29 protein-coding genes are annotated in these 25,987 nt (G+C 67.0%); 13 read left to right on the top strand and 16 right to left on the bottom strand.

The genetic code is table 11. The features are described 5' to 3' along the window. Positions 1-63: 63 nt before the first annotated feature. From LTA6_RS07190 to LTA6_RS07180, 3 genes are read left to right on the top strand one after another with little or no spacing between them, the layout of a single operon-like run. Positions 64-771 carry a hypothetical protein gene (locus LTA6_RS07190; RefSeq protein WP_341976938.1) on the top strand — a complete coding sequence of 236 codons (708 nt, stop codon included), beginning with the start codon at positions 64-66 and terminating at the stop codon, positions 769-771. Between the two features lie 23 nt (positions 772-794). Continuing rightward, the gene (locus LTA6_RS07185) at positions 795-2,063 is read left to right on the top strand and encodes a histidine kinase (protein ID WP_341976936.1); all 1,269 of its coding nucleotides are present in this window, start codon (positions 795-797) and stop codon (positions 2,061-2,063) included. Next, complete coding sequence (locus tag LTA6_RS07180; RefSeq protein ID WP_341976935.1) at positions 2,060-2,722, top strand: response regulator transcription factor; 663 nt, start codon at positions 2,060-2,062, stop codon at positions 2,720-2,722. Before LTA6_RS07185 ends, LTA6_RS07180 begins: the two co-directional genes overlap by 4 nt. Before the next feature lie 56 nt (positions 2,723-2,778). Here LTA6_RS07180 and LTA6_RS07175 read toward each other — a convergent pair whose 3' ends face one another. From LTA6_RS07175 to LTA6_RS07160, 4 genes are all read right to left on the bottom strand, one after another. Next, positions 2,779-3,381, bottom strand: coding sequence for a hypothetical protein (locus tag LTA6_RS07175; protein WP_341976933.1), 603 nt, complete (start codon positions 3,379-3,381; stop codon positions 2,779-2,781). A gap of 74 nt (positions 3,382-3,455) precedes the next feature. Then, on the bottom strand, positions 3,456-4,724 hold the full coding sequence (locus LTA6_RS07170) for an ammonium transporter (RefSeq protein WP_341976930.1): 1,269 nt from the start codon (positions 4,722-4,724) through the stop codon (positions 3,456-3,458). Between the two features lie 108 nt (positions 4,725-4,832). After that, complete coding sequence (locus LTA6_RS07165; protein WP_341976928.1) at positions 4,833-5,429, bottom strand: hypothetical protein; 597 nt, start codon at positions 5,427-5,429, stop codon at positions 4,833-4,835. 42 nt (positions 5,430-5,471) lie between these two features. After that, positions 5,472-6,146, bottom strand: a complete 675-nt coding sequence (locus tag LTA6_RS07160; RefSeq protein ID WP_341976926.1) for a hypothetical protein — start codon at positions 6,144-6,146, stop codon at positions 5,472-5,474. Positions 6,147-6,283: 137 nt separating this feature from the next. Here LTA6_RS07160 and LTA6_RS07155 point away from each other — a divergent pair, with 137 nt between their 5' ends. The 4 genes from LTA6_RS07155 to LTA6_RS07140 are packed head-to-tail and all read left to right on the top strand — an operon-like array spanning position 6,284 to position 8,568. After that, positions 6,284-6,646 (top strand): PadR family transcriptional regulator, encoded by a 363-nt coding sequence (locus LTA6_RS07155; RefSeq protein ID WP_341976924.1) that lies wholly within the window; start codon positions 6,284-6,286, stop codon positions 6,644-6,646. A 2-nt stretch (positions 6,647-6,648) separates the two neighbouring features. Continuing rightward, complete coding sequence (locus LTA6_RS07150) at positions 6,649-7,017, top strand: DUF1048 domain-containing protein (protein ID WP_341976922.1); 369 nt, start codon at positions 6,649-6,651, stop codon at positions 7,015-7,017. Then, a complete protein-coding gene (locus tag LTA6_RS07145; RefSeq protein ID WP_341976920.1) occupies positions 7,014-7,802 on the top strand; it encodes an ATP-binding cassette domain-containing protein in 789 nt (262 codons plus the stop codon). The genes LTA6_RS07150 and LTA6_RS07145 overlap by 4 nt, the downstream gene beginning before the upstream one ends. A 1-nt stretch (position 7,803) precedes the next feature. Beyond that, positions 7,804-8,568: an ABC transporter permease gene (locus LTA6_RS07140; protein WP_341976918.1), complete on the top strand. Its 765-nt coding sequence runs from the start codon at positions 7,804-7,806 to the stop codon at positions 8,566-8,568. 80 nt (positions 8,569-8,648) lie between these two features. On the opposite strand, the gene ppsA is transcribed toward LTA6_RS07140, so the two are convergent. Both ppsA and LTA6_RS07130 read right to left on the bottom strand, forming a co-directional pair. Next, a complete protein-coding gene (gene ppsA / locus LTA6_RS07135) occupies positions 8,649-11,033 on the bottom strand; it encodes a phosphoenolpyruvate synthase (protein WP_341976916.1) in 2,385 nt (794 codons plus the stop codon). 66 nt (positions 11,034-11,099) lie between these two features. Next, entirely contained in the window at positions 11,100-11,948 is an 849-nt protein-coding gene (locus LTA6_RS07130; protein ID WP_341976914.1) for a pyruvate, water dikinase regulatory protein, read from the bottom strand. Positions 11,949-12,104: 156 nt separating this feature from the next. Here LTA6_RS07130 and LTA6_RS07125 point away from each other — a divergent pair, with 156 nt between their 5' ends. Continuing rightward, positions 12,105-13,058, top strand: coding sequence for an NADP-dependent oxidoreductase (locus LTA6_RS07125; protein WP_341976913.1), 954 nt, complete (start codon positions 12,105-12,107; stop codon positions 13,056-13,058). A gap of 328 nt (positions 13,059-13,386) precedes the next feature. Here LTA6_RS07125 and LTA6_RS07120 read toward each other — a convergent pair whose 3' ends face one another. Further along, positions 13,387-14,034, bottom strand: coding sequence for an aquaporin (locus LTA6_RS07120; RefSeq protein WP_341976911.1), 648 nt, complete (start codon positions 14,032-14,034; stop codon positions 13,387-13,389). A 181-nt stretch (positions 14,035-14,215) separates the two neighbouring features. Between LTA6_RS07120 and LTA6_RS07115 the strand changes: the two genes are divergently transcribed. After that, the gene (locus LTA6_RS07115; RefSeq protein ID WP_341976909.1) at positions 14,216-14,710 is read left to right on the top strand and encodes a methylated-DNA--[protein]-cysteine S-methyltransferase; all 495 of its coding nucleotides are present in this window, start codon (positions 14,216-14,218) and stop codon (positions 14,708-14,710) included. An 11-nt stretch (positions 14,711-14,721) separates the two neighbouring features. Here the strand turns inward: LTA6_RS07115 and corA are convergent, their stop codons facing one another. Both corA and LTA6_RS07105 read right to left on the bottom strand, forming a co-directional pair. Further along, the gene (corA, locus tag LTA6_RS07110) at positions 14,722-15,738 is read right to left on the bottom strand and encodes a magnesium/cobalt transporter CorA (protein ID WP_341976907.1); all 1,017 of its coding nucleotides are present in this window, start codon (positions 15,736-15,738) and stop codon (positions 14,722-14,724) included. A gap of 49 nt (positions 15,739-15,787) precedes the next feature. Next, complete coding sequence (locus LTA6_RS07105) at positions 15,788-17,095, bottom strand: serine hydrolase (protein ID WP_407359051.1); 1,308 nt, start codon at positions 17,093-17,095, stop codon at positions 15,788-15,790. Positions 17,096-17,191: 96 nt separating this feature from the next. On the opposite strand from LTA6_RS07105, the gene LTA6_RS07100 reads away from it, so the two are divergent. Beyond that, positions 17,192-17,506 (top strand): DUF2470 domain-containing protein, encoded by a 315-nt coding sequence (locus LTA6_RS07100; RefSeq protein WP_407359050.1) that lies wholly within the window; start codon positions 17,192-17,194, stop codon positions 17,504-17,506. Positions 17,507-17,562: 56 nt separating this feature from the next. Beyond that, on the top strand, positions 17,563-18,210 hold the full coding sequence (locus LTA6_RS07095; RefSeq protein ID WP_407359049.1) for a heme oxygenase (biliverdin-producing): 648 nt from the start codon (positions 17,563-17,565) through the stop codon (positions 18,208-18,210). A gap of 27 nt (positions 18,211-18,237) precedes the next feature. On the opposite strand, the gene LTA6_RS07090 is transcribed toward LTA6_RS07095, so the two are convergent. After that, on the bottom strand, positions 18,238-19,620 hold the full coding sequence (locus LTA6_RS07090) for an AAA family ATPase (protein WP_341976899.1): 1,383 nt from the start codon (positions 19,618-19,620) through the stop codon (positions 18,238-18,240). Positions 19,621-19,745: 125 nt separating this feature from the next. On the opposite strand from LTA6_RS07090, the gene LTA6_RS07085 reads away from it, so the two are divergent. Next, positions 19,746-20,819 carry a hypothetical protein gene (locus tag LTA6_RS07085; RefSeq protein WP_341976897.1) on the top strand — a complete coding sequence of 358 codons (1,074 nt, stop codon included), beginning with the start codon at positions 19,746-19,748 and terminating at the stop codon, positions 20,817-20,819. A gap of 7 nt (positions 20,820-20,826) precedes the next feature. Here the strand turns inward: LTA6_RS07085 and LTA6_RS07080 are convergent, their stop codons facing one another. The 3 genes from LTA6_RS07080 to LTA6_RS07070 all read right to left on the bottom strand — a co-directional run bounded on the left by LTA6_RS07080 (position 20,827) and on the right by LTA6_RS07070 (position 24,089). Next, positions 20,827-22,776 carry a cytochrome c oxidase assembly protein gene (locus LTA6_RS07080; RefSeq protein WP_407359255.1) on the bottom strand — a complete coding sequence of 650 codons (1,950 nt, stop codon included), beginning with the start codon at positions 22,774-22,776 and terminating at the stop codon, positions 20,827-20,829. Between the two features lie 190 nt (positions 22,777-22,966). Continuing rightward, complete coding sequence (locus tag LTA6_RS07075) at positions 22,967-23,254, bottom strand: HU family DNA-binding protein (protein ID WP_033105720.1); 288 nt, start codon at positions 23,252-23,254, stop codon at positions 22,967-22,969. A 256-nt stretch (positions 23,255-23,510) separates the two neighbouring features. After that, positions 23,511-24,089, bottom strand: a complete 579-nt coding sequence (locus LTA6_RS07070; protein WP_407359048.1) for a TetR/AcrR family transcriptional regulator — start codon at positions 24,087-24,089, stop codon at positions 23,511-23,513. Positions 24,090-24,225: 136 nt separating this feature from the next. Here LTA6_RS07070 and LTA6_RS07065 point away from each other — a divergent pair, with 136 nt between their 5' ends. After that, a complete protein-coding gene (locus LTA6_RS07065) occupies positions 24,226-25,053 on the top strand; it encodes an alpha/beta hydrolase (RefSeq protein ID WP_341976890.1) in 828 nt (275 codons plus the stop codon). A 59-nt stretch (positions 25,054-25,112) separates the two neighbouring features. On the opposite strand, the gene rpsN is transcribed toward LTA6_RS07065, so the two are convergent. The 3 genes from rpsN to rpmB are packed head-to-tail and all read right to left on the bottom strand — an operon-like array spanning position 25,113 to position 25,827. After that, positions 25,113-25,418 (bottom strand): 30S ribosomal protein S14, encoded by a 306-nt coding sequence (gene rpsN / locus LTA6_RS07060; protein WP_017829734.1) that lies wholly within the window; start codon positions 25,416-25,418, stop codon positions 25,113-25,115. Between the two features lie 2 nt (positions 25,419-25,420). Continuing rightward, positions 25,421-25,591 carry a 50S ribosomal protein L33 gene (rpmG, locus tag LTA6_RS07055; RefSeq protein ID WP_102193483.1) on the bottom strand — a complete coding sequence of 57 codons (171 nt, stop codon included), beginning with the start codon at positions 25,589-25,591 and terminating at the stop codon, positions 25,421-25,423. Then, positions 25,591-25,827, bottom strand: a complete 237-nt coding sequence (gene rpmB, locus LTA6_RS07050; protein WP_341976884.1) for a 50S ribosomal protein L28 — start codon at positions 25,825-25,827, stop codon at positions 25,591-25,593. The genes rpmG and rpmB overlap by 1 nt, the downstream gene beginning before the upstream one ends. Positions 25,828-25,987 lie beyond the last annotated feature (160 nt).

The raw sequence follows: 25,987 nt of genomic DNA, 5'->3' as shown, positions 1-25,987 counted from the left end.
GCGGAATGAGGTGGGCACCCGAGTCCGACGCGAGGGCGATACCCCCACTTCTACCGTCTTGATATGCCCTTCTTCGAGACCGTCTCCACCCCTGTCCGCAATGCCGTTGCCGGCATCGGAAGCACCTTCGTCGGCGTCGCCCTCGCAATCATCTGGGTGGCACGCCTGAGCGTCGATCGCCCGATCTACGTGAGCGGGCTCGGCGCGCACAGCGAGCCGACCGCCGGGTGGTTCGAGGCCGCGCTGCTGTTGCTCGTCGCGGGCGGATTCATGGTCTCGTGGGTGACGAAGGGCTTGCGTTCGACCGCGACTCTGCTCCGGCTCTGGACCCCGTCACTCTCCGTCGCGATCGCGTCGAGCCTGTTCCTCGTCGCATCCCAGGCGCCCTGCACCACTGGTTGCCCGCTGCCTGTCGGCCCCACCTTCACCTGGCAGGATCTGATCCACACGACCGTCGCCGTGCTGGCCTTCGCCTTCGCCGCCTGGGCGATGCTGCAGACGTCCTTCGTCAGCGGCCACACGACGTTGCGCCGGCTCTCCCTCGGCGCCGGAATCGCCACCGCTCTCGTCGCCGCGGCGGGCGGCATCCTGTCTCTCCTGCAGTTCCGCACCGACATCGGGAGCATGCTCGAACTCGTCGCGACGACCATCGGCATGGGATGGCTGATCATCTTCGGTCTCGCGACCGCTCTCTCGCCCGAAGCGCGAGCCGAAACGCGCAGCGCACACAGACTGGCCGCGATGCCGGAGCTGGCAGCTGCTCGCGCCTGAGGCCGGGTGCGTAGAGTCGTCCCATGCGCGCTACGCCCCGTGCTTCCCGCACGACGGATCGACCGGAAGAGCTTCCACGCCCGACCGGCCCGATCCGTCGATTCTGGCGTGCGCACCCCTGGCTCGTCGACTCACTGCTGGCTGGCGGATATCTGGTCATCGCCGCATTCTGGGCGCTCGTCACGCCGCTGTCATCCGGGGTGTGGGAGCCGATCGTCGTCGTGATCGCGCCGGTGGCAGGAGTAGTCCTGGCCGCGGTGGCTCTGCTCTTCCGCCGCCGCCATCCGTGGATCTCGTTCTCCGTCCTCATCGCGATCGCGGCGATCGCGAGCCTCTCCGATACTGCGGTCGAGCCGTTCGGCCTCGCCTTTGCTCTCTACGCGCTGTTCGTCTACCGATCGAACCGGAGCGGGTGGATCGGCTTCGCGATCGCCGCCACCCTGATGGTCGTTCTCCTTCCCGCGACCTCCCACGTCATCCGGACAGGATCTGCACCGCCCGTCACCTTCGATCCGGCGGGGTCGCTCCTGCTCATCGTGCTGCTGATCGCCGCCCTCGTAGGGGTCACGGTGGGTGACCGTCGGAGGTACATCAGTGCGCTCCTCGAGCGTGCCGATCAACTCGCCAGGGAACGCGACCAGCAGGCCCGACTTGCGACACTCGCCGAGCGCGCACGGATCACGCGAGAAGTTCACGACGTCGTCGCGCACAGCCTCTCGGTGATGGTGTCGCTCGCCGACGGCGCCGTCGCGCTGGCGCAGAAGGATGCGATCCGATCGCAGGATGCGGTACGCGAGATCGGCGATGTGGGGCGGCAGTCACTGGCCGAGATGCGTCGGCTGCTCGGGGCACTCGGCGATGAGCACCCGGACGGCGACCCGACGCTGCTGCGCCCGAACCCCGGCGTCGACGACCTCGCTGATCTGTTCGGCACGTTCCGGGCCGCGCGGCTTCCGGTCCGAGTGGAGACCCAGGGGAACGCACCGTCGTCGCCGGCACTCCAGAACGCCATCTACCGGATCGTGCAGGAGGCTCTCACCAATGCGCTGCGCTATTCGCGCGAGCCGACAGACGTCCTCGTGCGGCTGGACTATCAGAGCACCGGAACGACGATCACCGTGACCGACGACGGCAAAGCAGGACCGGCGCAACCGTCCGTCGGCTCGGGGCGTGGACTCATCGGAATCCAGGAGCGGGTTCGGCTGTACGAGGGATTCGTGGAGACCGGTCCGCGCGCCGGCGGCGGTTGGCGCGTGCAGGCCGAGATCCCCGCCGCGAAGGAGAAGGAATGAACACCGAGCCGATTCGCGTGCTGCTCGTCGACGATCACGAGCTGATCCGTCGCGGCATGAAGATGGTCCTGGATGCCGAAGACGATCTGCGTGTGGTCGGCGAGGCGTCGAACGGCGCCGAGGCTGTGCACCTGGCCGCGCAACTCTCCCCCGACGTCGTGCTGATGGACATCCGGATGCCGGAGATGGACGGCATCGAGGCGACACGGCGCATCGCCAGGAGCTCCCCGTCGAGCAAGGTCCTCGTGCTCACGACGTTCGACCTCGACGAGTACGCGTTCGGCAGCCTGCGCGCTGGTGCCAGCGGATTCCTGCTGAAGAACACTCCTCCCCCGCAGCTGACCGCTGCGATCAGGGCGATCGCTGCGGGCGACGCCCTCGTCTCACCCCGAGTCACCCGCGCGATGCTCGATCTCTTCGCGACTCGGCTGCCCCGTGAGGCCAAGGCAGACGACGATCCTCGCCTGAACGTCCTCACCGAACGGGAGCGAGATGTGTTCCTCGCCATGGCGAAGGGCCTCAACAACACGGAGATCGGTGAGGCTCTGTTCGTCAGCGAGTCCACCGTGAAGACTCACGTCGGCCGTGTCCTCCTGAAGCTCGACCTCCGCGATCGCGTCCAGGCCGTCATTCTCGCGTACGAGATCGGGCTGGTCTGAACCCGGGTCCATGACGGGCGCCGGCCACGATTCCGGAGCCAAGATCCGTCGGGGCGCTACGAGGGCCTCGCGAACCTGAGCACCTGCGCAGACGTGGCGACTGCACTCAGGGGCTCTGCCGAGTCGAAGATGATCGCGGACTCCCTGCCCGCAGCCACCGACCCGACCTTGACGCCGCCGCGCAGAACGACGAGAGCGAGTGTGCTCGGCGACACCCGGAAGTCGCCGTCGGCCGCGGTGGCGTCGAACGTTGCGTCAGCCAAGGAGGCGGCGGAACTGAGAACCAGCACCCGGCTGAGACCGATGCCGCGGATGCCCGGTCGATGGAAGTCGACGAACGAGGCATGGCTGAGGAGAGCCTGGTCGCGGCGGAGCGGAGCAGGTCTTGTGTTGTCGGCCTGAACATTCACCTGAGCGCCGGAGATTCCGACGATGAGCTGGTCCGTGTCCTCCGGCAACTGTATGAGTCCGTGCGGCCCTCGCAGTTCGACCAGTTGCAACTGCCATTGAAGGCCCCGAACGTCATCCCGCTCGACCCACAGGTCGCGGACACCGCCTGCCCCGGCGGCGAGCGCGTGCCGTGGAGACTCTGCGAACCGTTGAACCCCCGCCGATGACATCGCGAAGTCACTCCCGCCGCGAATGGATCCGTGTGTCACGTTGCCTCGTCAAATACAGAGTGTCACTGTGCTGGACGCGCGGCGGCGTCCAGCACAGTGACACCGCGAGCGAGCTATGCGCGGATCGGGTCGAGGACGTAGCCCTCTTCTCCGTGCACGACGGTGTCGATTCCCGCGACCTCGTCTTCGTTCTTCACCCGGAATCCGATCGTCTTCTGGATGGCGAAGCCGATGGCCAAGGCCAGTACGAACGAGTAGATCATCACGCTGAATGCGGCGATCGCCTGGACCAGCAGCTGGGTTCCGTCGCCGCCCATGAACAGGCCGGTGCCGTTGGCGAAGAAGCCGAGGTACAGGGTTCCGATGAGGCCGCCGATGAGGTGGATGCCGACGACGTCGAGCGAGTCATCGAAGCCCAGCTTGTACTTCAGCTCGACGGCGAGGGCGCAGGCGGCACCGGCGATGAAGCCGAGGAGGATCGCCCACACCGGGTGCAGCGACGCGCACGCGGGTGTGATCGCGACGAGTCCGGCGACAGCTCCAGACGCAGCACCCACCGAGGTCGGCTTGCCGTCTTTGAACTTCTCGACGACGAGCCAGGCGAGGAGCGCCGCAGCGGGAGCGGCGATCGTGTTGACGAAGGCCAGAGCCGCAGTGCCGTCGGCGGCGAGCTCGGAACCGGCGTTGAAGCCGAACCAGCCGAACCAGAGCAGACCAGCACCGAGCAGGACGAACGGCGGGTTGTGCGGCACGTGCGCGCCCTTTTGGAAGCCGACGCGGCGGCCGAGCACGAGCGCCAGAGCGAGAGCCGCGGCACCGGCGTTGATGTGGACGGCCGTGCCACCGGCGAAGTCGATCGCGCCGAGCCCGAAGGTCTCCTGGAGTCCGTGCGTGATCCAGCCGCCGTACGCGAAGCTGCCGTCGTCTGCGAGACCGAAGTTGAACACCCAGCTCGCGACCGGGAAGTACACGATCGTCGCCCAGATTGCGGCGAAGATCATCCAGGAGCCGAACTTCGCGCGGTCGGCGATCGCTCCCGAGATGAGTGCGACGGTGATGATCGCGAAGGTCGCCTGGAATGCGACGAACGCCAGCGGCGGGTAGGCGGCGCCCTCCGGCGTCTCGAGGAGGCTGTTGAGCCCCACTGCCGCCGCGTCGATCGACCACGGCGCCACGGTGCCCTCGGCGCCGGGGAACGCGATCGCGTATCCGTACAGCACCCATAGAACTCCGATGAGCCCCAGCGCACCGAAGCTGAGCATCATCATGCTGATGACACTCTTGGCTTTCACGAGGCCGCCGTAGAAGAACGCCAGTCCTGGCGTCATCAACAGCACGAGTGCGGCAGCTATGAGAATGAACGCGGTATTGCCTTGATCCATGACGGTCGAGCCTCTCTCCGAGGACGCACGGAGGCGTCGGGTGAGTCTCAGAGTGGCGCACCGTCGTTTCGTGACCAGGTCCGGTTCGTTACAGTCGCATTTCCAAGATCACGCCACCACGCTCGCGTCGAGCGCCTGCACGATGACGGGAGCGTCGTCGTCCGGCATCCCGACGCTCCAGATCCGCACTCGGGAACCGATCGCGGGGATTTGCGTCTGCAGCAGGGTCTCATCGCGATTGTCCGGATTGCTGCGATGCCAGCGCGCGCGGATCGACCAGCCGGCATCGCCGGCAACAGTCAACGTGAAGGCCGACACCCCGCCGTGCTCCATGAGAGACACTTCACGATCGCTGACGCGTCCTCCGGTCGAGGTCGCGCGCTCTCGCGTCAGCGCCCACCGTTCGGCGAGCCGCCCTTCACGACGAGAGAGACGCCCTGATTCCCCCAGCGCGACCGCGCACCCGAAGACGAAGAATGCGGGCATCAGGGTGAAGATCACACCGAACCACCAGGGCGGGCCATCCGTCCACAGCATGACGACTATGAAGACCGTCCCGATGGCGGCCAGACCGACGAGTATCCAGAGCACCATCCGCGTGGTCGGACGCAACCGCGTACCGAATCCCGCACGAGCCGGCGCCCCGCTCTCGTCGAATGCCCGAACCAGGTGCACGACGTGCCCGACCGGTGCTTCTTCGTCCACGACCGCCTCCATCCGCCCCGAGCCCGGGGTCAGATCATCAGATCAGACCGTCGTGAACTCCAGGGGAACTCGGTGTGACGCGGCTTCGCGTTCCAGTATCGGCAGCAGCGGGCTGATCTCTGCCGCCGGCTTCAATCCCAGCGCGCACTGGGCATAGCCCGCCTTACCGCCGATGTCATCGATGAGGGCGAGCTTCTGCATCTTGGTCGCACGGGCGATGGCGGCCTTGCAGTCATGCAGGTGGATCCGCACCGCGATGTCCGCGCCCTCGTGCTGAGCGAGCCGCGAAGCGAGGAAAGCTCCCGCCTGAGCAGGAACGCTTCCGCGCACCGACCTCGGTACGAAGGTGACGACCTCGAGCTTGCTCACTTCTTGCCACGGGATCACGAACCCGCCCTGTGTGATGAATCCCTGAGGCACCACGATCAGGTCGATGAGGTCGTCGCCGGTCAGGCCAGCGGCCTTGCGGGCGCCGACGAAGAGAAGCGTGAAGAGCAGTGCGCTCACGACGGCCAGAACCGCGACCACGATCAGGAGCGGACGCTGGCCAGGGAAGAACGGGAACGCGAGTCCGGCGAGCACCAGGATCACGATCGAAGCGATGAGGATGCGCAGGTGTCGGCTGGCCGCGCCGGACTGCTCCTGCGGCGTGCTGACGAAGCGGATGAACTCACCCTCGCGGAGTGCGGGCACGGAGATGGATGTTTCGGCGGGCATGCTCTCACCGTAGCGGCGCGACTTCCGCACGCCCGGGACCTCCAGAAGTTTTTTGCTATTCAGTGTTGCTAACTACCGGTACTTAGTGTTACCGTCTACCAGTAGCCAGCAACACTAAGTAGAAGGAGGTGATCCGAATGGGCAACCAGATGACGGAGATGCTGAAAGGCACTCTGGAGGGCATCGTCCTCGCGACGCTGTCCGAACACCCGGCATACGGGTACGAGATCACAGCACGGCTTCGCGACGAAGGATTCGCCGAGATCGCCGAGGGCACGATCTACGCCCTGCTCGTACGGATCGAGCAGCGCGGTCTCGTCGATGTGGAGAAGGTCCCGTCCGAGAAGGGCCCCCCACGAAAGGTCTACTCGCTCAACACACAGGGGCGAGAACAGCTCGACGAGTTCTGGAAGACATGGCGCTTCCTCTCGGAACGGATCGAACAGCTCCACCAGCACATCGCACGCACACACGACAACTCGCAGGACGAAGGAGAGTAATCATGGCCGCGAAATGGATCGAAGCCCTCACCGGCTCACTCGAACAGAAGAAGCAGTACAAGCAGGACAAGGCCCGCATCGACGGCCTTCCCGAGCCGTACGCCACGGCAGCCAAGGCGATGCACCGGTACTTCATGTACTTCGGCGGCATCACCGACGGCGAGACGCTCATGAAGATGTTCACCGATCTGGCGGACCTCTGGGAGCGCGCCGCGGTCGACGGCACTCCGGTCGGCGACATCGTCGGCGACGACCCCGTCGAATTCGCCGAGACCTTCGCGCAGTCCTACGGAGGCAAGCACTGGATCGATAAGGAGCGCGCCCGTCTGCTCAAGGACATCGGCGACGCGAAGCGGGGTGAGCAGCGATGACCACCACGCCCGCCATCCGCGTCCAGGGCATCACGAAGGCCTTCAAGGAGCTGGAGGTGCTGCGCGGCGTCGACTTCGAGGTCAAGCGCGGCAGCATCTTCGCCCTCCTCGGCTCCAACGGCGCCGGCAAGACCACGCTCGTCCGCATCCTCTCCACCCTGCTGAAGGCGGATGCCGGCACCGCCGTCGTCCACGGCTTCGATGTCGCTGCGGCTCCGAACGACGTTCGTCAGTCGATCAGCCTCACAGGGCAGTTCGCGGCCGTCGACGAGGTGCTCAGTGGTCGGGAGAACCTCGTGCTGGTCGCGAAGCTCCGGCACCTGAAGAATCCGGGTGCGATCGCCGACGACATGCTCGCCCGCTTCTCGCTGACGGATGCCGGCAGCCGCAAGGCCGGCACCTACTCCGGCGGCATGCGCCGACGCCTCGACATCGCGATGAGCCTGATCGGCAACCCGCCGATCATCTTCCTCGACGAGCCCACCACCGGACTCGACCCGCAGGCGCGCATCGAGGTGTGGCAGACCGTCAAGGAGCTCGCGAACGGCGGCACCACCGTGCTGCTGACCACGCAGTACCTCGATGAGGCCGAACAGCTCGCCGACCGCATCGCGATCCTGCACAAGGGCACCATCATCCAGAACGGAACCCTCGCCGAGCTGAAGAAGCTCCTCCCGTCCGCCAAGGTCGAGTACGTCGAGAAGCAGCCCTCCCTCGAGGATGTCTTCCTGGCCCTCGTCGGCGAGACCGGCGTCGGCGAGCCTGCAGCAGTAGAAGGGAAATGACATGGCCTCCCACGTCCTCAGCGACACCCGCGTCCTCACCGGCCGGTCGCTGCGCCACATCCTCCGCAGCCCCGACACGATCATCACCACGGCGGTCACCCCGATCGCCCTGATGCTCCTGTTCGTGTACGTGCTCGGAGGCGCGATCAACACCGGATCCGACGAGTCGTACATCAACTACATGCTTCCCGGCATCCTGTTGATCACGATCGCCTCCGGCATCGCGTACACCGCGTACCGGCTGTTCCTCGACATGCAGGGCGGCATCTTCGAGCGGTTCCAGTCGATGCCGATCGCCCGGTCCAGCGTCCTCTGGGCGCACGTGATCACGTCGCTCGTATCGAACCTGGTGTCGGTTGCGATCGTCATCGGCGTTGCCCTGCTGATGGGGTTCCGCACCGGAGCATCCGTCGGCGCCTGGCTCGGCGTGACCGGGATCCTGGTCCTGTTCACCCTCGCCCTGACCTGGCTCGCAGTGATCGCCGGACTCTCCGCGAAGACGGTCGACGGCGCGAGCGCGTTCAGCTACCCGCTCATCTTCCTGCCGTTCATCAGTTCGGCGTTCGTGCCCACCGACACGATGCCAGGACCGGTGGCCTGGTTCGCCGAGAACCAGCCGGTGACCTCGATCGTGAACTCGATCAGGGCGCTGTTCGCCCAGCAGCCGGTCGGCAACGAGCTCTGGATCGCCCTCGCCTGGTGCGTCGGCATCCTCGTGGTCGCCTACGCCTTCGCCATCGCGATCTACCGCAAGAAGATCAGCTGACGCCGCGGCTCCTGTTCGCAGAGCGCAAACGGCTCTATCCGCACCTCGGATAGAGCCGTTTGTGCTCTGTGAACGCCAGCTCAGGCCGCAGGCACCCCGAGCTTCGCGAGCCGCAGCCAGGTCTCCACGACGGTGTCGGGGTTCAGCGACATCGACTCGATGCCCCGGCCGACCAGCCACTCGGCGAGGTCGGGGTGGTCGCTCGGGCCCTGACCGCAGATTCCGACATACTTGCCCGCACGGCGGCAGGCCTCGATCGCCATCGACAGCATCTTCAGCACAGCGGGATCGCGCTCGTCGAAGGTCGCGGCGACCAGACCGGAGTCCCGGTCCAGGCCCAGAGTGAGCTGGGTCATGTCGTTGGAGCCGATCGAGAAGCCATCGAAGTACTCGAGGAACTCGTCGGCCAGCACGGCGTTCGACGGCAGCTCGCACATCATGATGACGCGCAGGCCGTTCTCGCCGCGGCGCAGCCCGTTCTCGCCGAGCAGCTCGGTGACCGCGTGCGCCTCGCCGACCGTGCGTACGAACGGCACCATGATCTCGACGTTGGTGAGACCCATCTCCTCGCGTACGAACCGCAGCGCCTCGCACTCCATGTCGAAGCACTCGCGGAAGTCGGCGGAGATGTACCTGGACGCGCCGCGGTACCCGAGCATCGGGTTCTCCTCGTGCGGCTCGTAGATGTCGCCGCCGATGAGATTCGCGTACTCGTTGGACTTGAAGTCGCTGAGCCGAACGATCACCGGCTCCGGCGCGAAGGCCGCGGCGATCATCGAGACGCCTTCGGCGACGCGCTTGACGAAGTACTCGCGCGGTGAGTCGTACGCCGCGATCCGCTCGGAGATGTCAGCACGCAGCTCGGCGGGCAGGGTCGCGTGGTCGAGCAGCGCACGGGGGTGGATGCCGATCTGGCGGTTGATCACGAACTCCAGGCGCGCGAGGCCGACGCCCTTGTTCGGGAGTTTCGAGAACGCGAACGCCTGGTCGGGGGTTCCGACGTTGAGCATGATCTTCGTCGGGCTCTCCGGCATCTCGTCGAGCCGGGTGATGACCTCTTCGAACCCGAGGATGCCCTCGTAGACGAAGCCGTTGTCGCCCTCGGCGCAGGAGACGGTCACATCCTGTCCGTCGCGCAGTACGGCGGTGGCATCGCCGGTGCCGACGACGGCAGGGATGCCGAGCTCGCGCGCGATGATCGCCGCGTGGCAGGTGCGTCCGCCGCGGTTCGTGACGATCGCCGAGGCGCGCTTCATGATCGGCTCCCAGTCGGGGTCGGTCATGTCGGCGACGAGCACGTCGCCGGGCCGGAACGCGTCCATCTGCTCCAGCGAGGTCATCACCCGTACCGGACCCGCGCCGATCTTCTGCCCGATCGCGCGCCCCACGGTGATCACCGAACCCGGCTCCTCGAGCACGAAGCGGCGCGTGACGTTGCCATCGGTGCGTGAGACGACCGTCTCGGGGCGTGCCTGCAGGATGTAGAGCTTCCCGTCGACGCCGTCCTTGCCCCACTCGATGTCCATCGGACGTCCGTAGTGCGCCTCGATGGTCAACGCCTGCCGCCCGAGTTCTTCGACCTCGGCATCCGTGATGCTGAAGCGCGCACGCTCGGCCGGCGCGACATCGGTGAAGACCGTGCTGGCGCCCGCGTGGGTGCCGTCGGCGTAGACCATTTTCACGGCCTTCTCGCCGACCGACCGCTTCAGGATCGCCGGGCGCCCCTCGCGCAGGGCCGGCTTGTAGGCGTAGAACTCGTCAGGGTTCACCGCGCCTTGCACGACGGCCTCACCGAGACCGTAGGAGCTGGTGATGAACACGGCCCGGTCGAAACCCGACTCGGTGTCGACCGTGAAGAGGACGCCGGACGCACCGACATCCGACCTCACCATGCGCTGGATGCCGGCGGACAGCGCGACGTCGTGGTGATCGAACCCGTGGTGCACCCGGTACGCGATCGCCCTGTCGTTGTAGAGGGAGGCGAAGACGCTGCGGATCGCGGCGAGGATGTGGTCGATTCCGCTGATGTTCAGGAACGTCTCCTGCTGCCCGGCGAACGAGGCGTCGGGAAGATCCTCGGCTGTCGCGCTGGAGCGGACGGCCCAGGAGACGGATTCCGGCTGCGGGTCGGCGGCGACCAGGGTGGCGTACGCCTCGCGGATGTCGGTCTCGAACGCGGACGGGAGCGGCTGGTTCTCGATCCACTCGCGCACGGTCGCCCCCACGCGAGCGAGCTCGGCGACGTCATCGACATCGAGGGCTTCGACGGTTGTGCGGATGCGGTCGTACAGGCCGTCCGCTGCGAGGAATTCGCGGTACGCGTCTGCGGTGGTGGCAAAGCCGCCGGGCACACTCACTCCCGCCCCCGAGAGGTTGGAGACCATCTCGCCCAGCGAGGCGTTCTTGCCGCCGACCTGGGCGACGTCGGCCATACCGATCTGCGTGAACCAGAGGATGTTGGTCATGAGGGCTCCTGAGAGGTGTGCGTTGTGCGCGGGTCGAGGATGAAACGTGGATGCTGCGTGGGCTGGTCAGCTGCGCAGTCGCATGGACTGCATGATCACGGCGGACATCTCCTCGACCGACTTCGTCGAGGAGTTGAGGAACGGAACGCGGTTGCGGCGGTAGAGATCTTCGGCGCGACGGATCTCGAGCGTGCACTGGGCGAGGCTCGAGTAGGTGCTGTCCGGGCGTCGCTCGTGACGTACCTGACTGAGCCGGAGCGGCGTGGTGGTCAGGCCGAAGCACTTGGCGGCGAACTTCGCGACGGTACGAGGCAGCGCATCGGCGGGGAAGTCGTCGTCGGTGAGCGGGTAGTTCGCGACGAGCAGCCCGTACTGCAGGGCCAGGTACATGGTCGTCGGGGTCTTGCCGCAGCGGGACGGCGCGATGATGATCACGTCGGCGATGTCGAGGGCGCGCATGCTCTGCCCGTCGTCGTGTTCGATCGCGTACTCGACGGCGCGCATCCTGGCGAAGTAGCGTTCGATGTCGCCCACGCCGTGGTACTGCCCCAACTGCTCGGATGCCGCGCTGCCCAGGCTCGTTTCGAGCTCACGCAGGTGCCCGCCGAGGAGATCGATCATCACCGCGCCGGACTCGCCCAGTGCCGTGAGGATCTTCGCCGACTTCACGGTGGTGAAGACGATCGGGACGCCGCCAGCCGAATCGCTCGAGCGGATGCTGCCGACGACGTTCTGCGCGCCTTCGACCGTGTCGACGAACGGCACGGTGTGCCGACGGAACCGCACGCCCGGGAAGTTCGCGAGCAGCGCGTTGCCGAGGGTTTCCGCGGTGATACCCGTGCTGTCGGACACGAAGTAGGCGTCGCGGGTCTCGACGACAACGCCGAGGGGCTGCACGGGATTCGTCAGAGACACAGTGGGCGAACCTCACTTCGGGAACGGGAACTAGGTCGAGCCTAAGAAAGAAGTGCGGTCAGCGTTCCGGAAGTCGACGATAAGAATTACCACATTTATCATCACGGCAAACGTTCGAACCGCCCCGATGACCTCTGCGGATCCTAGGGTGGAGCCATGCCCCTCAGCGACAGCTCGCGACGCGTGGTCTTCCGACGCTTCGGCGGACCCGAAGTGCTGGAGATCGAGCGGCGCCCGACACCTGTTCCGGCATCGAACGAGGTTCTCGTGCGCGTCGCCGCCGCCGGAGTGAACCCCGTCGACTGGAAGCTTTTCAGCGGCAAGCCCATGCACGATCCCTACGAGCGCAGCCTGCCCTCGGGCAACGGCTACGACTTCGCGGGAACCATCGCCGGGATCGGCGCAGATGTCACTGACTGGAGCGTGGGGGAACGCGTGTTCGGCGGGCTGCGCTTCCACGCGCAGGCCGACCACCTCGTGATCGACCCCTCGTTGCTGGTCCGCGTTCCGACCGGCCTGTCGCTCATCATCGCCGGGGCGTTGAACGTGGTCGGGCGCACCGCCTTCGCGAGCGTGGAGTCCCAGTCCATCGGCGCGGGCGACACCGTGCTCGTCAGCGGAGCCGCCGGCGGCGTCGGCATCCTCACGGCTCAGCTCTGCGTCCTCCGTGGCGCGCGCGTGATCGGCACCGCGAGTCCGGGCAACCACGACAGGCTCCGCTCGTTGGGGATCGCCCCCGTCGCCTACGGCGCGGACCTCTCCGCAGCTTTGCGAGCGGCCGCACCCGAGGGGTTCACGGCCGTCCTCGACACGGTCGGCCACGGCACGGTCGACATCGCGCTCGGACTCGGCGTGAGCCCGGAGCGGATCAACACGGTCGCCGACTACGACGCCAGACATCGGCATCCCGTCGGCGGAGTCGGCGGCGCAGCGGCAGGAGCAGCTGAACTCGCGATCGTGGGGCAGATGCTGGCCGACGGCGACCTCGACCTGCCGATCGACTCCGTGCACCCGCTCGAGCGAGTGCGCGACGCCTACGTCCGCTCGATCGCCGGCCATGCCACCGGCAAGATCGTCATCGTCACCGAGGGGACGGATGAGGCCGCCTGACGAGCAGCGCCACAGGCGTGCCCATCGCCGCAAGACCCGTCAGATTGACGGTGCGAGAAGCGGCGAGATCAGCTGTAGAGGCAGTAGTCATGAATGAGGGCCCAACCGAGCAGTCCGAAAGCGAGTCCCCATGACGTGTCTCTGCACATAGTGTTCCCCCCGAATAGGCTTCCGACGGAGAGGGTCGCCTCCCCGCGGTTAAAGTAACATGCCTACCCCGGCAGGTGAAGAGCCTGGGGCCTCTTCTCCGGCTGACCGCACCGCGACAGCGCTGCAACGAAGAACGCCGCGTACTCGTGAGAGCACGCGGCGTTCTTCGTTGCAGGTCTTACTCGCCGGCGATCTTCTTCGCGTCGTCGGTGTTGATCACGCGGAAGAGCAGCGCAGCCAAGGCAGCACCGACGAGCGGCGCGACGATGTACAGCCACAGCGAGCTCCACGCGAAGTGTCCGCTGACGGACAGACCGAGAGCGACCGCGGGGTTGAAGCCGCCGCCCGAGATGGCTCCGACCGTGGTCGCGCCGACGAAGACCGTGCCGCCGATGGCGAGACCGTAGAAGGAGTTGCCGTCGTTCGCCTTGGTGGTCGCGACGTTCAGCACCACCCACACGAGCACGAAGGTGAACAGCGCTTCGACCAGGAACGCCGGGCCGACCTCGATGACCATCGCCTTCTCGCCTGCCGGCCACACGACGCTGCTGACCAGAGCCGCGAGCGCGCCAGCGACGAACTGTGCGATGACGTACGCGATCAGGTCGACCACGCTCATGCCACCGCGCAGGAAGACGCCGAACGAGACGGCCGGGTTCAGATGAGCGCCCGAGATGTGACCGACCGAGTAGATGAGTACCGCGAGCGCGAGACCGATCGCGAGGGTCGTCAGAGGGCTTCCGCTGTTGATCGCACCGATGATGCTGAAGACGAAGAGGAACGTGGCGACCGCTTCCGCGACCACCTTTCGTGCTGTACCGGTCATGAGAATGCTCGTTTCTTGTCAGGTGATGATGAGGACGGTCGCACCGCCGCCCTCGTGCCTCGGCCGGCACACCCGCCTCCGACGCGTCGACAATATATCGGCAAGTTCGCGGGGCTGCTGGTGCGCCGCGCGGACGAGCGGCAGCTCCGCGGATGTCGGAGACGGACCGTAGGCTCAGCACATGCGATACTTCGGCACGCTGCAGACGCCGGTCGGCACGATCGGCGTGGTGTCCGATGGCGCGGCGATCACCCGCGTCAGCTGGCGGCCGACGCGGCCCGACGACGCCTCCGATGAACCCGACCCGTTGCTGACTGAGGCACTGCAGCAGTTGACGGCCTACTTCTCCGGCGAACTGCAGCACTTCACGGTGCCGGTCGATCTCGGAGAGCAGTCCGCCACGACGCGCGCGGTGCTGACGACCCTGTTCGAGGGCGTCGGCTACGGCGAAGCAGTCACCTACGGCGAGCTCGCGGCGTTGAGCGGCACCGGCGTGCCGGCCCGCGGCATCGGCGCGATCATGGGCGCGAATCCGATCCCGATCATCGTTCCGTGCCACCGAGTGCTGGCAAGCGACGGCCTGGGCGGATACTCAGGCGGCGACACCGGCGCCGGGCTCGAAACGAAGCGCGCCCTGCTCGAACTCGAGGGTGCACTCCCGGCGCCGCTCTTCTGACACGAGAGCTTCTACAGCCAGCCCTTGCGCTTGAACACCGCGTACAGTCCGATCCCCATGGCGAGCATGAGGCCGATGGCCATCGGATACCCCCACGCCCAGTGCAGCTCGGGCATGACGTCGAAGTTCATGCCGTAGATGCCGCCGATCAGGGTGGGCGCGAACAGGATCGCCGCCCAGCCCGAGATCTTCTTGACCTCGTCGTTCTGACGGATGCTCAGCTCCGTCATCCGTCGCATCTCCTCATTCTGCCGGCGCGCCACGATCGTCGACTCGACGGTGAGCGCGTTGTCCAGCACCGTGCGGAAGGTCGTGGCGCGGTCGGTGACCCGCAGGGTGTGGTCGAGCACGTCCCGCAGGTAGCGCTGCAGTTCCACGTCGACCTGGTACTTCTCGGATCCGCGCAACAGCGCATCGAGCATCCCGGACAACGGCTGCGTCGCACGCTGGAAGTCGATCACTTCGCGACCCAGCTCATAGATGCGCTGCGTGGCGTCGACGTCATCCTCGAAGAGTTGGCTCTCGATCTCGTCGATATCGTTCTCGAGTCCGGCGAGCACCGGCGAGTACTCGTCGACGACCTCATCCAGGATCGCGTAGAGCACCGCCTCGGGGCCTCGAGCGAGAAGCTCGGGGTCGCCCTCCAACCGCTGGCGCACCCGCCCGAGGTCGGGCGACTCCGCATGCCGGATGGTGACGACGAAGTCGGGTCCGACGAGCACGTGCACCTCGCCGAACTCCACCTCCTCGACGGCATCGAGGTAGCGGGCGGGGCGGAGCACCATGAAGAGCACTTCGCCGTAGCGCTCCAGCTTCGCCCGCTGATGGCCGGCGAGGGCATCCTCCACGACCAGTTGGTGGATGCCGAATTCATCGGCCACCTCGCGGATCTCCTGCGCGCTCGGTCGGTACAGGCCGATCCAGCTCATGCCGCCGCGTTCGCGCATCCGCTCGAACGTCTCACTCAGGCTCTGCGGATTCTCCGTGCGGATGCCGTTGACGTAGATCGCGTTGTCGATGATCGCCATCGCGCCACCCCTTCACATTCCGCCCAGCGGGCGGCTCGGCTCAGACGGCTCAGCCCTCGGGCTCTTCTGCGGGCTCCTCCGCCGGCGGTGCGACACAGGGCAGCGCCCGCTCCGCGATCGCCTGGTGGAACTGCTCTGCGGTGAACGGCAGGCCGAACTCCGGGACGGTCTGGCCGGAAGCCGCCGGGGCCTTGGAGGCGATCGCCGCGAGCTCCCAAGCGAGGTTTCCGGCGATGCTGCCGCCGGTCGTGGAGTTGTTGAGCACCACGACGACGGTGAAGCCGGTCGCCGGATCCGCATAGGCCGCTGTCGCGTAACCGGGGGTCCAGCCGTGCTGCCCGATCATCGATCCGACGATCTGGGCGCCGCCCGTCGCCTGATGCCAGGAGGGGGCGCCGTCGTAGGCCGGCAGCGGAGCGGCGAAGCGGTCCGGCGTCTTCTTCGACCGCAGCACCTGTGCGGCTTCCGCCTGCGCATAGCGACCGAGATCGGTGATCGTGGAGACCGCTCCGGAATCGGTGTAGCCGGAACTCGCCGACAGCGTCGTGATGTCCGCGGGAGCAGCGCAGTCGAATCCACCCTCGACGGGGTTGGAGTAGTGGCCGTTCAGCACGGGTCCCGTCGACGGCGGCGCCGCCGTCCTGCCGGGCAGCGACGTGTTCTTGAGATCGAGGGGGCCGGTGACGTACTTGGCGATCAGCGCCGATGCGCTCATCCCGGAGGCGCGCTCGAGGGCGAGGCCCAGCAGGAGATAGCCCGCGTCGGAGTCACGGTAGGTGGTGTGCGCCGGAACCCGAGCGCGGCCGAGCCCGTAACTGGCGAGTTCGAGCGGCGACCATTCGCGCTCCGGAGTGTTCAGCCAGGAGGACTTCACGACGTCTTCTGACGAACCGGCCCCACTGGTGCCGTTGCAGAGGTCGAGGAGAGTGACGTCTTTCATATCGGCCACGCCGGAGACGTAGGCGGGCACCTTGGCGTCCGCCTTCACGACACCATCGTCGATGAGACCGTAGAGCACGTCGCAGGTCATCAGACGAGTGACGTCGGCGATTCGGAACGACATGTCGGTGCTGAGTTCGGCTCCGCCCGGCTCCTGTGTCCCCGTGGCGGCGACCCAACTGCCGCTCCACGGAACCCAGACGCCGACGATGGCCCCGGATGCTCCCGCCGCCGCCATGGCGGCGTTGACGGCGTCCTGCATGGGCACGACCGTCTCTTCGGCGAGGTCGCCGTCGACCTGCGCTGGTGGCGTGTAGGTGAAGGTGCTGTCGCCGGGCGCGCAGCCCGTGAGGATGAGCGCGAGTGCGGCGGCACCGGCCGCGGCCGCGCGCCATTTGCGCGACGAGAGAAGCTGCATGGATGTAACCCCCGGAGACGTGTTCCCCGAGTCTAGAACGCGGATCCTGAGAGATCACATCGGAAGGGGTCTCCGGCACACCCGTACAGTGAGTTCGTGCCGCACATCTTCGATGCCGACGTGGTGACCCCCGTCCTTCGCCACATGAACGGCGATCATGCCGATGACAACCGTCTCATCGCTCGCGCGTTCGCGGATACCGGAGACGGCGCCGTGACGGATGCCGTGATGATCGGGTTCGACGGCGACGGCGGCGTCTGGGAAGTCACGCGCGACGCAGCCGTGAGCGAGTTGCGGGTGGCATGGCCGGGCGGCCGGATCTCGGATCGACCGGCCGTGCGGCGCGAGGTCGTCGCGATCTATGACGCCGCGTGCGCACGGCTGGGCATCGAGCCCCGCCCGCACGCCTGAAGTCTCAGTCCAGCCAAAGGGTTGGCTGGAAGTTAGGTGAGCCTTACACTGGGGCCATGTCCGAGCTCCTCTCCTTCTCCGCGGCCCTGCGCGAGCGCTCCTCCGGATCGCACTCCACCAGCGAGCACGCCGGCTTCATGGCCAGCCTCCTGAGCGGCGACGCATCGCGTGATGACTACACCGCGCTCGTCGCGCAGCACTACTTCATCTACGAGGCTCTGGAGAGCGCCGCCGAGCGGATGCGCCACGATGCCGTGGCATCCGTCTTCCTCAGCGACAAGCTCACCCGCCTGCCCGCACTCGAGGCCGACCTCGAGTTCCTCGTCGGCCCGGACTGGCGCGAACGGATCACGGTCCTCCCGACCACGCGGCGCTACGTCGATCGGATCCGTCAGGTCGGCGCGACGTGGCCGGGCGGCTTCGTCGCCCACCACTACACGCGCTACCTCGGCGATCTCTCCGGCGGCGTCTTCATCGGCCGAGTGATGGCACGTCGATTCGGGTTCCAGACCAACGGCGTCGGGTTCTATCTCTTCGACGACATCGCCGACCCGTCCGCCTTCAAGGACGTCTACCGCGAGCAGCTCGACGCCGCCCCGTGGGACGAGGCCGAGCGCGAACGCGTGATCGACGAGGTGCTCCTCGCCTACCGCTTCAACACCGAGCTGTTCGAGGACCTCGACCGCGCCCGCGCGGCCGCTTGACGCTCGCCTCGTCGGCGCGCGGAAAGGTCAGGACTTCGGGATCTCCGGAGTGGATGCCGCGAGATACGCCTCCCGCATGAATCGGCGCACGTCTTCGTCGACACGGATGTCGCTCGGCCGCAGCGCCCGTGACAGGTAGAGGCCGTCCAGGGACGTGAGTCGGCTCAGCGCCACGTAGGTCTGTCCCGGCGCGAACGCCCCCGAGCCGAGATCGATGATCGCGCGCTCATAGGTCTTGCCCTGCGACTTGTGGATGGTGACCGCCCAGGCCAGCCGAAGCGGGAACTGCGTGAACTCGGCGACCACATCGCGGCTCAGCTTCTTGGTCGACGGCTCGTAGGCGTAGCGATACCGCTCCCAAACGGCCGGTTCGACGTCGACCTCCTCGCCGTCGATGTCGACGCGCACCGCGCCGCCGAGGATGCGGGTCACGGTGCCGATCGTGCCGTTCACCCAGCGCGGCGGCTCCCCGGACATCGATGTGTCGTTGCGCAGGAACATCACCTGCGCGCCGACCTTCAGCTTCAGCTCGGCCTCGGCGGGCAGCGCCGCTTCTCCGCGGCCGAAGTCGCCGGAGACCTCGGCGCGCGCGGTCTGCTCCTTGCCCGGCAGCGCGGTGAGGTGGCGCCCGTTGATGTTGTTGACGATGTCGTTGCGCGTGGCGAGGGTGATCATCGGCGTCTCGCCCGGGTCGGGATCCGGCGGAGTCCGCGCGCCCTGCGTGTTCAGCACACCGGCGATCTCGGCGGTGACCCGCCCGTATCGCACGGCGTTGAGCATCGCCTTGAATCCGTCGTCGGACTGGCGGTGGATCTGCACGAGTTCGCGGACGTGCAGCTCGGCACCATGTCGCCCCAGGTCGAAGAGTCCGCCCTCGGCATCCGACGACCCGGCCCACACCTTCGCATCGAAGAACCAGAACGATCGGTAGTGATCCTTGATGTACCGCAGCTCGTCGCCGCGCGGCGGCACCGGAGCCAGCTGGTACGGGTCTCCGAACATCACGACCTGCACGCCCCCGAACGGTTCTCCTCGACGGCCTCGAGCCTGTCGCAGCGAACGGTCGATTGCGTCCATGAGATCGGCGTTCACCATCGAGATCTCATCGATGACGAGCGTCTCGATCGCATTCAGGATGCGTCGGGTGGCGTCGTTCTGATCGATGTCGCCGCCGGCGATGAGGCCGATCGGCAGACGGAACAGTGAGTGGATCGTCTGCCCCTCGACGTTGAGCGCCGCCACTCCGGTCGGCGCGCAGATCGCGATCTGCTTCTTGGTGTTCCACGCGAAATGCTGCAGCAGCGTCGACTTGCCGGTGCCGGCGCGTCCGGTGATGAAGACGTGCTCGCTGGTGTCCTCGATGAGACGGAACAGCTCTTGCTGTTCCTCGGACAGGGCGGGAAGGGACACGGATCTCTCACGGGGAGCGGGCGGATGCGGATGCCCATCCATGCTACGGCGCGGCGGCACCTCGGTATCCGCCCGACACCCGCGACGCTCGGCATCGTCTCAGGCCGCCCTCTTAGACTGGCGCCATGAAGCCGGTAGAGACGAAAGCGCCTCGGCGTTCCCGTCTCGGCGTCGACCTCGCGCTCCTCGCCCTCGTCGGCGTGATGCTCATCGCCGCCATCGGCGCCGGCGGGGCAACGCTCTACCAGCAGTTCTACGGGCCTGCAGCCTTCGTGGAGCGCTATCTCGACCTCCTCTCGTCCGGACGCGCCGCAGATGCGCTCCACGTGCCCGGTGTCGCACTCGACCGCGAGACGCTGGCGACGGCCGGCATCGACCCCGCGGCCTCCGAGGCCCTCCTGCGCCAGACGGCGCTCGCGCCGCTCACCGCAGCCGAGATCGTCTCCGAGGAGACCGTCGACGGCATCACATCCGTGGCCGTGTCCTACCGGGCGGGCAAGCACGAGGGATCCACCACCTTCACCGTCGAACAGGACGGGTGGGTGGGCGTCACACCGAACTGGCGCTTCTCCACCAGCCCGCTCGCGGCCATCGAGCTGACCGTGCGCGGCGCCGACCAGTTCGCCGTGAACGGCTTCGAGATCGACCGGCGTCAGGTCTCGGTGGCGGGTACGGAGGCGGCACCGCTCGACCCGCTCCCGCTCCTGGTGTTCACCCCCGGCCTGTACTCGGTCACCGTCGACACGCCGATCTCGACGTCACCCGGAGTGAGCGTGCTCGCGGACGCCCCCCTGGCGACGACCCCCATCGAGCTGCAGACCGAACCGACCGCGGAGTTCGTCGCCGTCGTGCAGGAACGGGTCGAGGAGTTCCTCGTCGAGTGCACGGCTCAGGAAGTGCTGCAGCCCACGGCCTGCCCGTTCGGCATGGAGGTGGCGAACCGGATCGCGTCCGCCCCGAAGTGGACGATCACCGCGCAGCCGGAGGTCACCGTCGCCCCGGACGGCGCGCACTGGATGATCCCCGCGGCGGATGCCGTCGCCCACATCGACGTCGACGTCAAGTCGCTGTTCGACGGCTCTGTGGACCCGATCTCCGAGGATGTGCCCTTCCAGGTGAACGGCACGATCGTGATCCTCCCTGATGGGTCGGCCTCGATCAAGGTCGGATCCCCGAGCGACGTGCCCGAACCGGACTGACCGGCGTTCAGCGCCCCGCGCGCTCCTCGCGACGTCGCTCGCGCTCGGCGAGCGCCACCAGGTTCGCGTTGTACTCCTCGAGCTCGGCTTCGCCGGTACGGTCGGCATGGCGGTCCCGGCGGCGCTGCAGTTTCGTATCGCTGCGGCTCCATTGGATCGCGACGGTGATCGCCAGGATCAACGTGGGGATCTCACCGATCGACCAGGCGATGCCGCCCCCGACGTACTGATCGTCGATGGGCGCGGGCCCCCAGGTGCGGCCCATCGCGCCGAACCAGTCGGCGACCATCAGGCCTTCCTGCATCATGATCGCGATGCCGAAGAAGGCGTGCATCGCCATCACGGCGATGAGCGTGATGAGGCGCCCGGGGTAGGGCAGCCGGTAAGGAACCGGGTCGGCGCCGATGAGGCTCATCACGAACAGGTAGCCGGATGTCAGGAAGTGGATGACCATCCACTCGTGCCCGAGGTGCTCGAACATCGACCAGCGGACGAGGTCGGTGAAGTAGAAAGCCCAGAGCGACACGATGAAGACCGCGGCGGCGACGAAGGGATGGGTGACGACGCGGGCGAAGGGCGAGTGCACCGCCCACATGATCCACTCACGGCCGCCGCGGGTGCCGTCGTCGCGCTTGCGGACCGCGCGCAGTGCGAGTGTGATCGGGGCGCCGGATACGAGCAGCAGCGGGATCGCCATCGAGAGCATCATGTGGCCGAGCATGTGCACGCTGAACAGGTACTCCTGATACGCGTTGATCGGCCCGCCCGTGACCCACACCAGCATCAGCATCCCGAGCACCCAGAAGACGGTGCGGTGAATCGGCCACCGATCGCCGCGCCGGTGGAGTCGCCAGGCGCCGGCGAGATAGAAGAAGAGCCCGAATCCGGCGACGACGAGCCAGAGGACGTCGAGGTCCCAGGATGTGAACCAGCGGTCGAGGGTGAACTCCGGCGGCAGCGGCGAGCGGGTGAGGATCTCGGCGGGCGTCTGCGCGAACGACTCCTCCCCCGTCGGTGGCGGAGTGCGCGCGAGGGCTGCGGCGGCACCCGAGGCGAGGCCCATCAGCCCGACTTCGCAGAGCACGAGCATCCAGAACCAGCGGGCGGCACGCTCGGCCGCGAGCTTCGGGATGAGGCGGGCGCGGTACCAGGCGCCGAGCGCGCCCATGGCGACGAGCAGCACGACCTTCGCGAGCAGGATGGTGCCGTACGGCGTCCAGAGCTGGTTCCAGTCGCCGAGCGCCACCACTGAGCGCGCCACGCCCGAGACGGCGACGACGGCGAAGGCGGCGATCGCGAGAGTCGAGTAGCGGCTCACCAGCGCCGGGAGGGCGACGTCACGGCGCCCGCGCAGCAGCACGACGAGCAGCAGACCGCCCAGCCAGACCGCGGCGCCGATCGTGTGCAGCAGGATCGAGTTGACCGCGACGTTGTGTCCGGCGAGGTCTCCGGCGTGCCCCTGCGTGGCGAGCGGGAGGAAAGATGCTGCGGCCAGAAGCGCAGTGAGGAGGGTGGGCGTCCAGGTGCGCCACGCGAAGGCGAGCACCGTGATCACGCTGCCGAGGATCGTCGTGATGAGCCACGACTGACCCAGCGGCAGCTCCAGCAGGAAGCGACCGAGCTGGCTGCCGAACTCGCGCTCGATGCTGAGCTTTGGGTTGAACGCCGCCATGAACGCGAGGAAGCCGGCGAGGCCGGACGCGATGGTGAAGACCGCGGCTCCGATCGACGCGATGTTCAACGCGAAGTCGAACGGCTTCTCCTCGCTGCGCAGGCCGAAGAGGGCCAGCACGAGGGAGCCCAGCATCACGGCTGCGCCGACGTTCATGACCGTTTTCGCGAGCGGCGTCGCCCAGCGCACCAACGGCCCTGGGTCGCCGAGCAGGAGAGGAGCCGCACCGCCGCCCACGAGCAGCCCGATGACGAGCGCCGCGAGAGCTGCCGCCGCCAGAACCATGATCCCGGCGACGCGATACGCCGAACTGCTTCGGGTCGACTTCGCAGGGGAACTCACCTGTCAAGCCTAAGCCGCGCGGTCGGCGTCGCGTTCCGCTCGGGGCGGCCGCCGGCGGCGCCCGCTGTCGATCCCAGGGAACGCCGAAGGCCGTCCCCGACGGATCGGAGACGGCCTTCGAAGAGGAGCAGTCTTACTTGACGGCAGCCTTGAGCTTGGAACCAGCGGTCACCTTGACGCGCTTGCCGGCCGGGATCTTGATCTCGGCGCCGGTCTGCGGGTTGCGGCCCGTACGAGCGGCGGTGTCGACCTGCTCGAAGGAGATCCAGCCCGGGATCGAGACCTTGCTGCCCTTGGCAACAGCGTCGGAGACAGTGCCGAAGAGCGCGTCGAGGACACCCGAGACGGTGGCCTGGCTCTGGCCGGTGGCGGAAGCGATGCTCGCGACGAGCTCGGTCTTGGTGATGGACTTGTCAGCCATGTCATCCTCCAGCGACGAGGTTCCCGTCGCATCGTTGTTGGTGTCGGAGCGGGTGCTCCTGGTCGAGTGACCGCCTTGAATGTATCAACGACAACCCACATTTCCGCGTCATTTCGCGGGTTTTGGCCAATTCCGTGGCGTGTCGCGCCACATTCGTCACTCTGGCAACAGATTTCGGGGCCGACCGGGGGCCTGGCGGGGTGCGTGGGCAGGCTTCGCGCGGTGTGCGGGAGGTCCTCTGCGGGCGACCGAACCCTCAGAGCGTGTGGTTCTCGATCAGTGATCGGGCGGTGCGCTCGAACGCGGTCGTCGCTTCCTCGCCGTCGAGGTAGCCGCCGACGAGGGCGGCGTCACGGAGCAGGACGAGGGATGCCGCGACCGCGGCCGCGTCGTCGAGACCGGCGAGAGCCGCGGCCTCCGTCAGCGTCGCGCGAAACCACTCTCGATGCTCGGTGATGAGCTGCCGGACGGCACCCGTCGCGTCGGGGAACTCCGCGGCCGCGTTGATGAACGGGCACCCACGCGTGTGACGCTGACGGATATCCGCGGCGATGCCGTCGATCACGGCATCCATCAGGTGCCCCGGATCCGCGATCGTGGCACTCGCCGCGGCGAACATCCCGCGCAGCAGCTCGTCCTCACTGCGCAGGTACGCGAGGACGAGGTTCTCCTTGCCGCCGAACTGCTTGTACAGAGTCGCCCTGGTGACGCCCGCTTCTTCGATCACTCTGTCCACGCCGACGGAGTGAATGCCCTCGGCGTAGAAGAGACGCGTGGCGGCATCGATCAGCCGTGTGCGGGCAGGGCTCGGTGGTTTCTGGATGCTGGTGCTCATGATGGTCCTCCCTCATCGTGGCATCCGTTTCCCGGATCTTCACGATTTCGGGAATAGGTTGCGGTAGATAGAACGTTCGGTCTACTATCAGCGTAACGCAATCCCGACACCCGGGATCCGAAAAAGGAGAAGAACCATGAGCAGCACCGAGAAGACCCCCATCGTCCTCATCCATGGCCTGTGGATGACCCCGGCCAGCTGGAACACCTGGGCCGAGCGCTTCCGCGCACAGGGCCACGAGGTCATCGTCCCGGGGTGGCCTGGGATCGACGACCGGTCGGTCGCAGACATCCGCCGCAACCCGGAGGCCCTCAAGGGCATCGGACTGAAGCAGATCGCCGACAACTACGAGCGCATCATCCGCGCCCTCCCGGTGAAGCCGATCATCATGGGGCACTCGTTCGGCGGCGTGCTCACCCAGATGCTCGCCGATCGAGGACTCGGCGCCGCCTACGTCGGCGTCGCACCGGGACAGACCGCCGGCATCACGACGCTCCCGCTCTCGACCCTGTGGACCGGCACGCCGATCCTGTCGAACCCGTTCGGCATCAATGGAGCGAAGCCGCTGTCGAAGCGGCACTTCCACTTCACCTTCGGCAACGACCTCTCCCGCGCAGCATCCGATGCCCTGTGGGAGGAGTACGCCGTGAACTCCTACAACCGCGTGTTCTTCGAGGGCGTCAGCTCGGTGCTCGACGAGAAGGGCGGCGTCACGCACGTCGACTACGCGCGCAAGGACCGCGCACCCCTGCTCGTGATCACCGGCGAGATCGACCATGTCGTGCCGCCGGCGATCGGTCGCGCGATCGTGAAGAAGTACCGCTCCTCGGGGAGCCCGGCGACCGTCGACTACAAGGAGTACGCCGGCCGCACTCACCGGCTCGTCAGCCAGGACGGCTGGGAGGAGATCGCGGACTACGCCCTGAACTGGGCGGTGTCGCACGCCGGCGTGACCGTGGCCTGATGCGGACACGCAAAAGGGGCGAGGATCCGAAGATCCTCGCCCCTTTCAGAAAGCGATGCTTACCAGCTCGACTTGGTCACGCCGGGCAGCTCGCCACGGTGCGCCATGTCACGGAAGCGGACACGCGAGATGCCGAACTTCGTGAGGACACCGCGGGGGCGGCCGTCGATGACGTCGCGCGAACGGACGCGAGCCGGCGACGCGTTGCGCGGCAGCTTCTGCAGTCCGACACGAGCGGCCTCGCGGGCCTCATCGGTCGCGTTCGGGTCGACGAGGGTCTTCTTCAGCTCGGCGCGACGCTCTGCGTAACGCTCGACGATGACCTTGCGCTGCTCGTTACGAGCGATCTTGCTCTTCTTCGCCATGATTAACGCTCCTCGCGGAATTCGACGTGCCGACGGATGACCGGGTCGTACTTCTTCAGAACCAGGCGGTCGGGGGTGTTGCGACGGTTCTTCTTGGTCACGTAGGTGTAACCGGTGCCTGCAGTCGAACGCATCTTGATGATCGGACGAACGTCCTGAGCCTTCTTGGCCATTAGAGCTTCACACCCTTCGCCTGGAGGTCCTTGACGACGTTCTCGATGCCGCGCACGTCGATCACCTTGATGCCCTTGGCGGACACGTTCAGCGTGACCTTACGGCCGAGCGACGCGACGAAATAGGTCTTCTTCTGCACGTTCGGGTCGAAGCGACGCTTCGTCCGGCGGTGCGAGTGCGAGATGTTGTGTCCGAAGCCGGGAACAGCTCCGGTCACCTGGCACACTGCTGCCATGATGTGACTCCTTCATTACCGTGAGACCGGACGGCCTCACCCAAGATCCCTTGTCTGCGCGCCGCCCTTGCGGGCCGGCACACGAACTGCGCACAGGAGTGTGCGCAGACAAAGAGTCAGTTTAGCACGGATGCCGCGCTCGGTGATCCGGCTGCCCCGT

This window comes from Microbacterium sp. LTA6 (genome assembly GCF_045690355.1).
In the GTDB taxonomy this organism is placed as follows: Bacteria; Actinomycetota; Actinomycetes; order Actinomycetales; family Microbacteriaceae; genus Microbacterium.
This window is presented reverse-complemented; position numbering and strand designations above follow the sequence as displayed.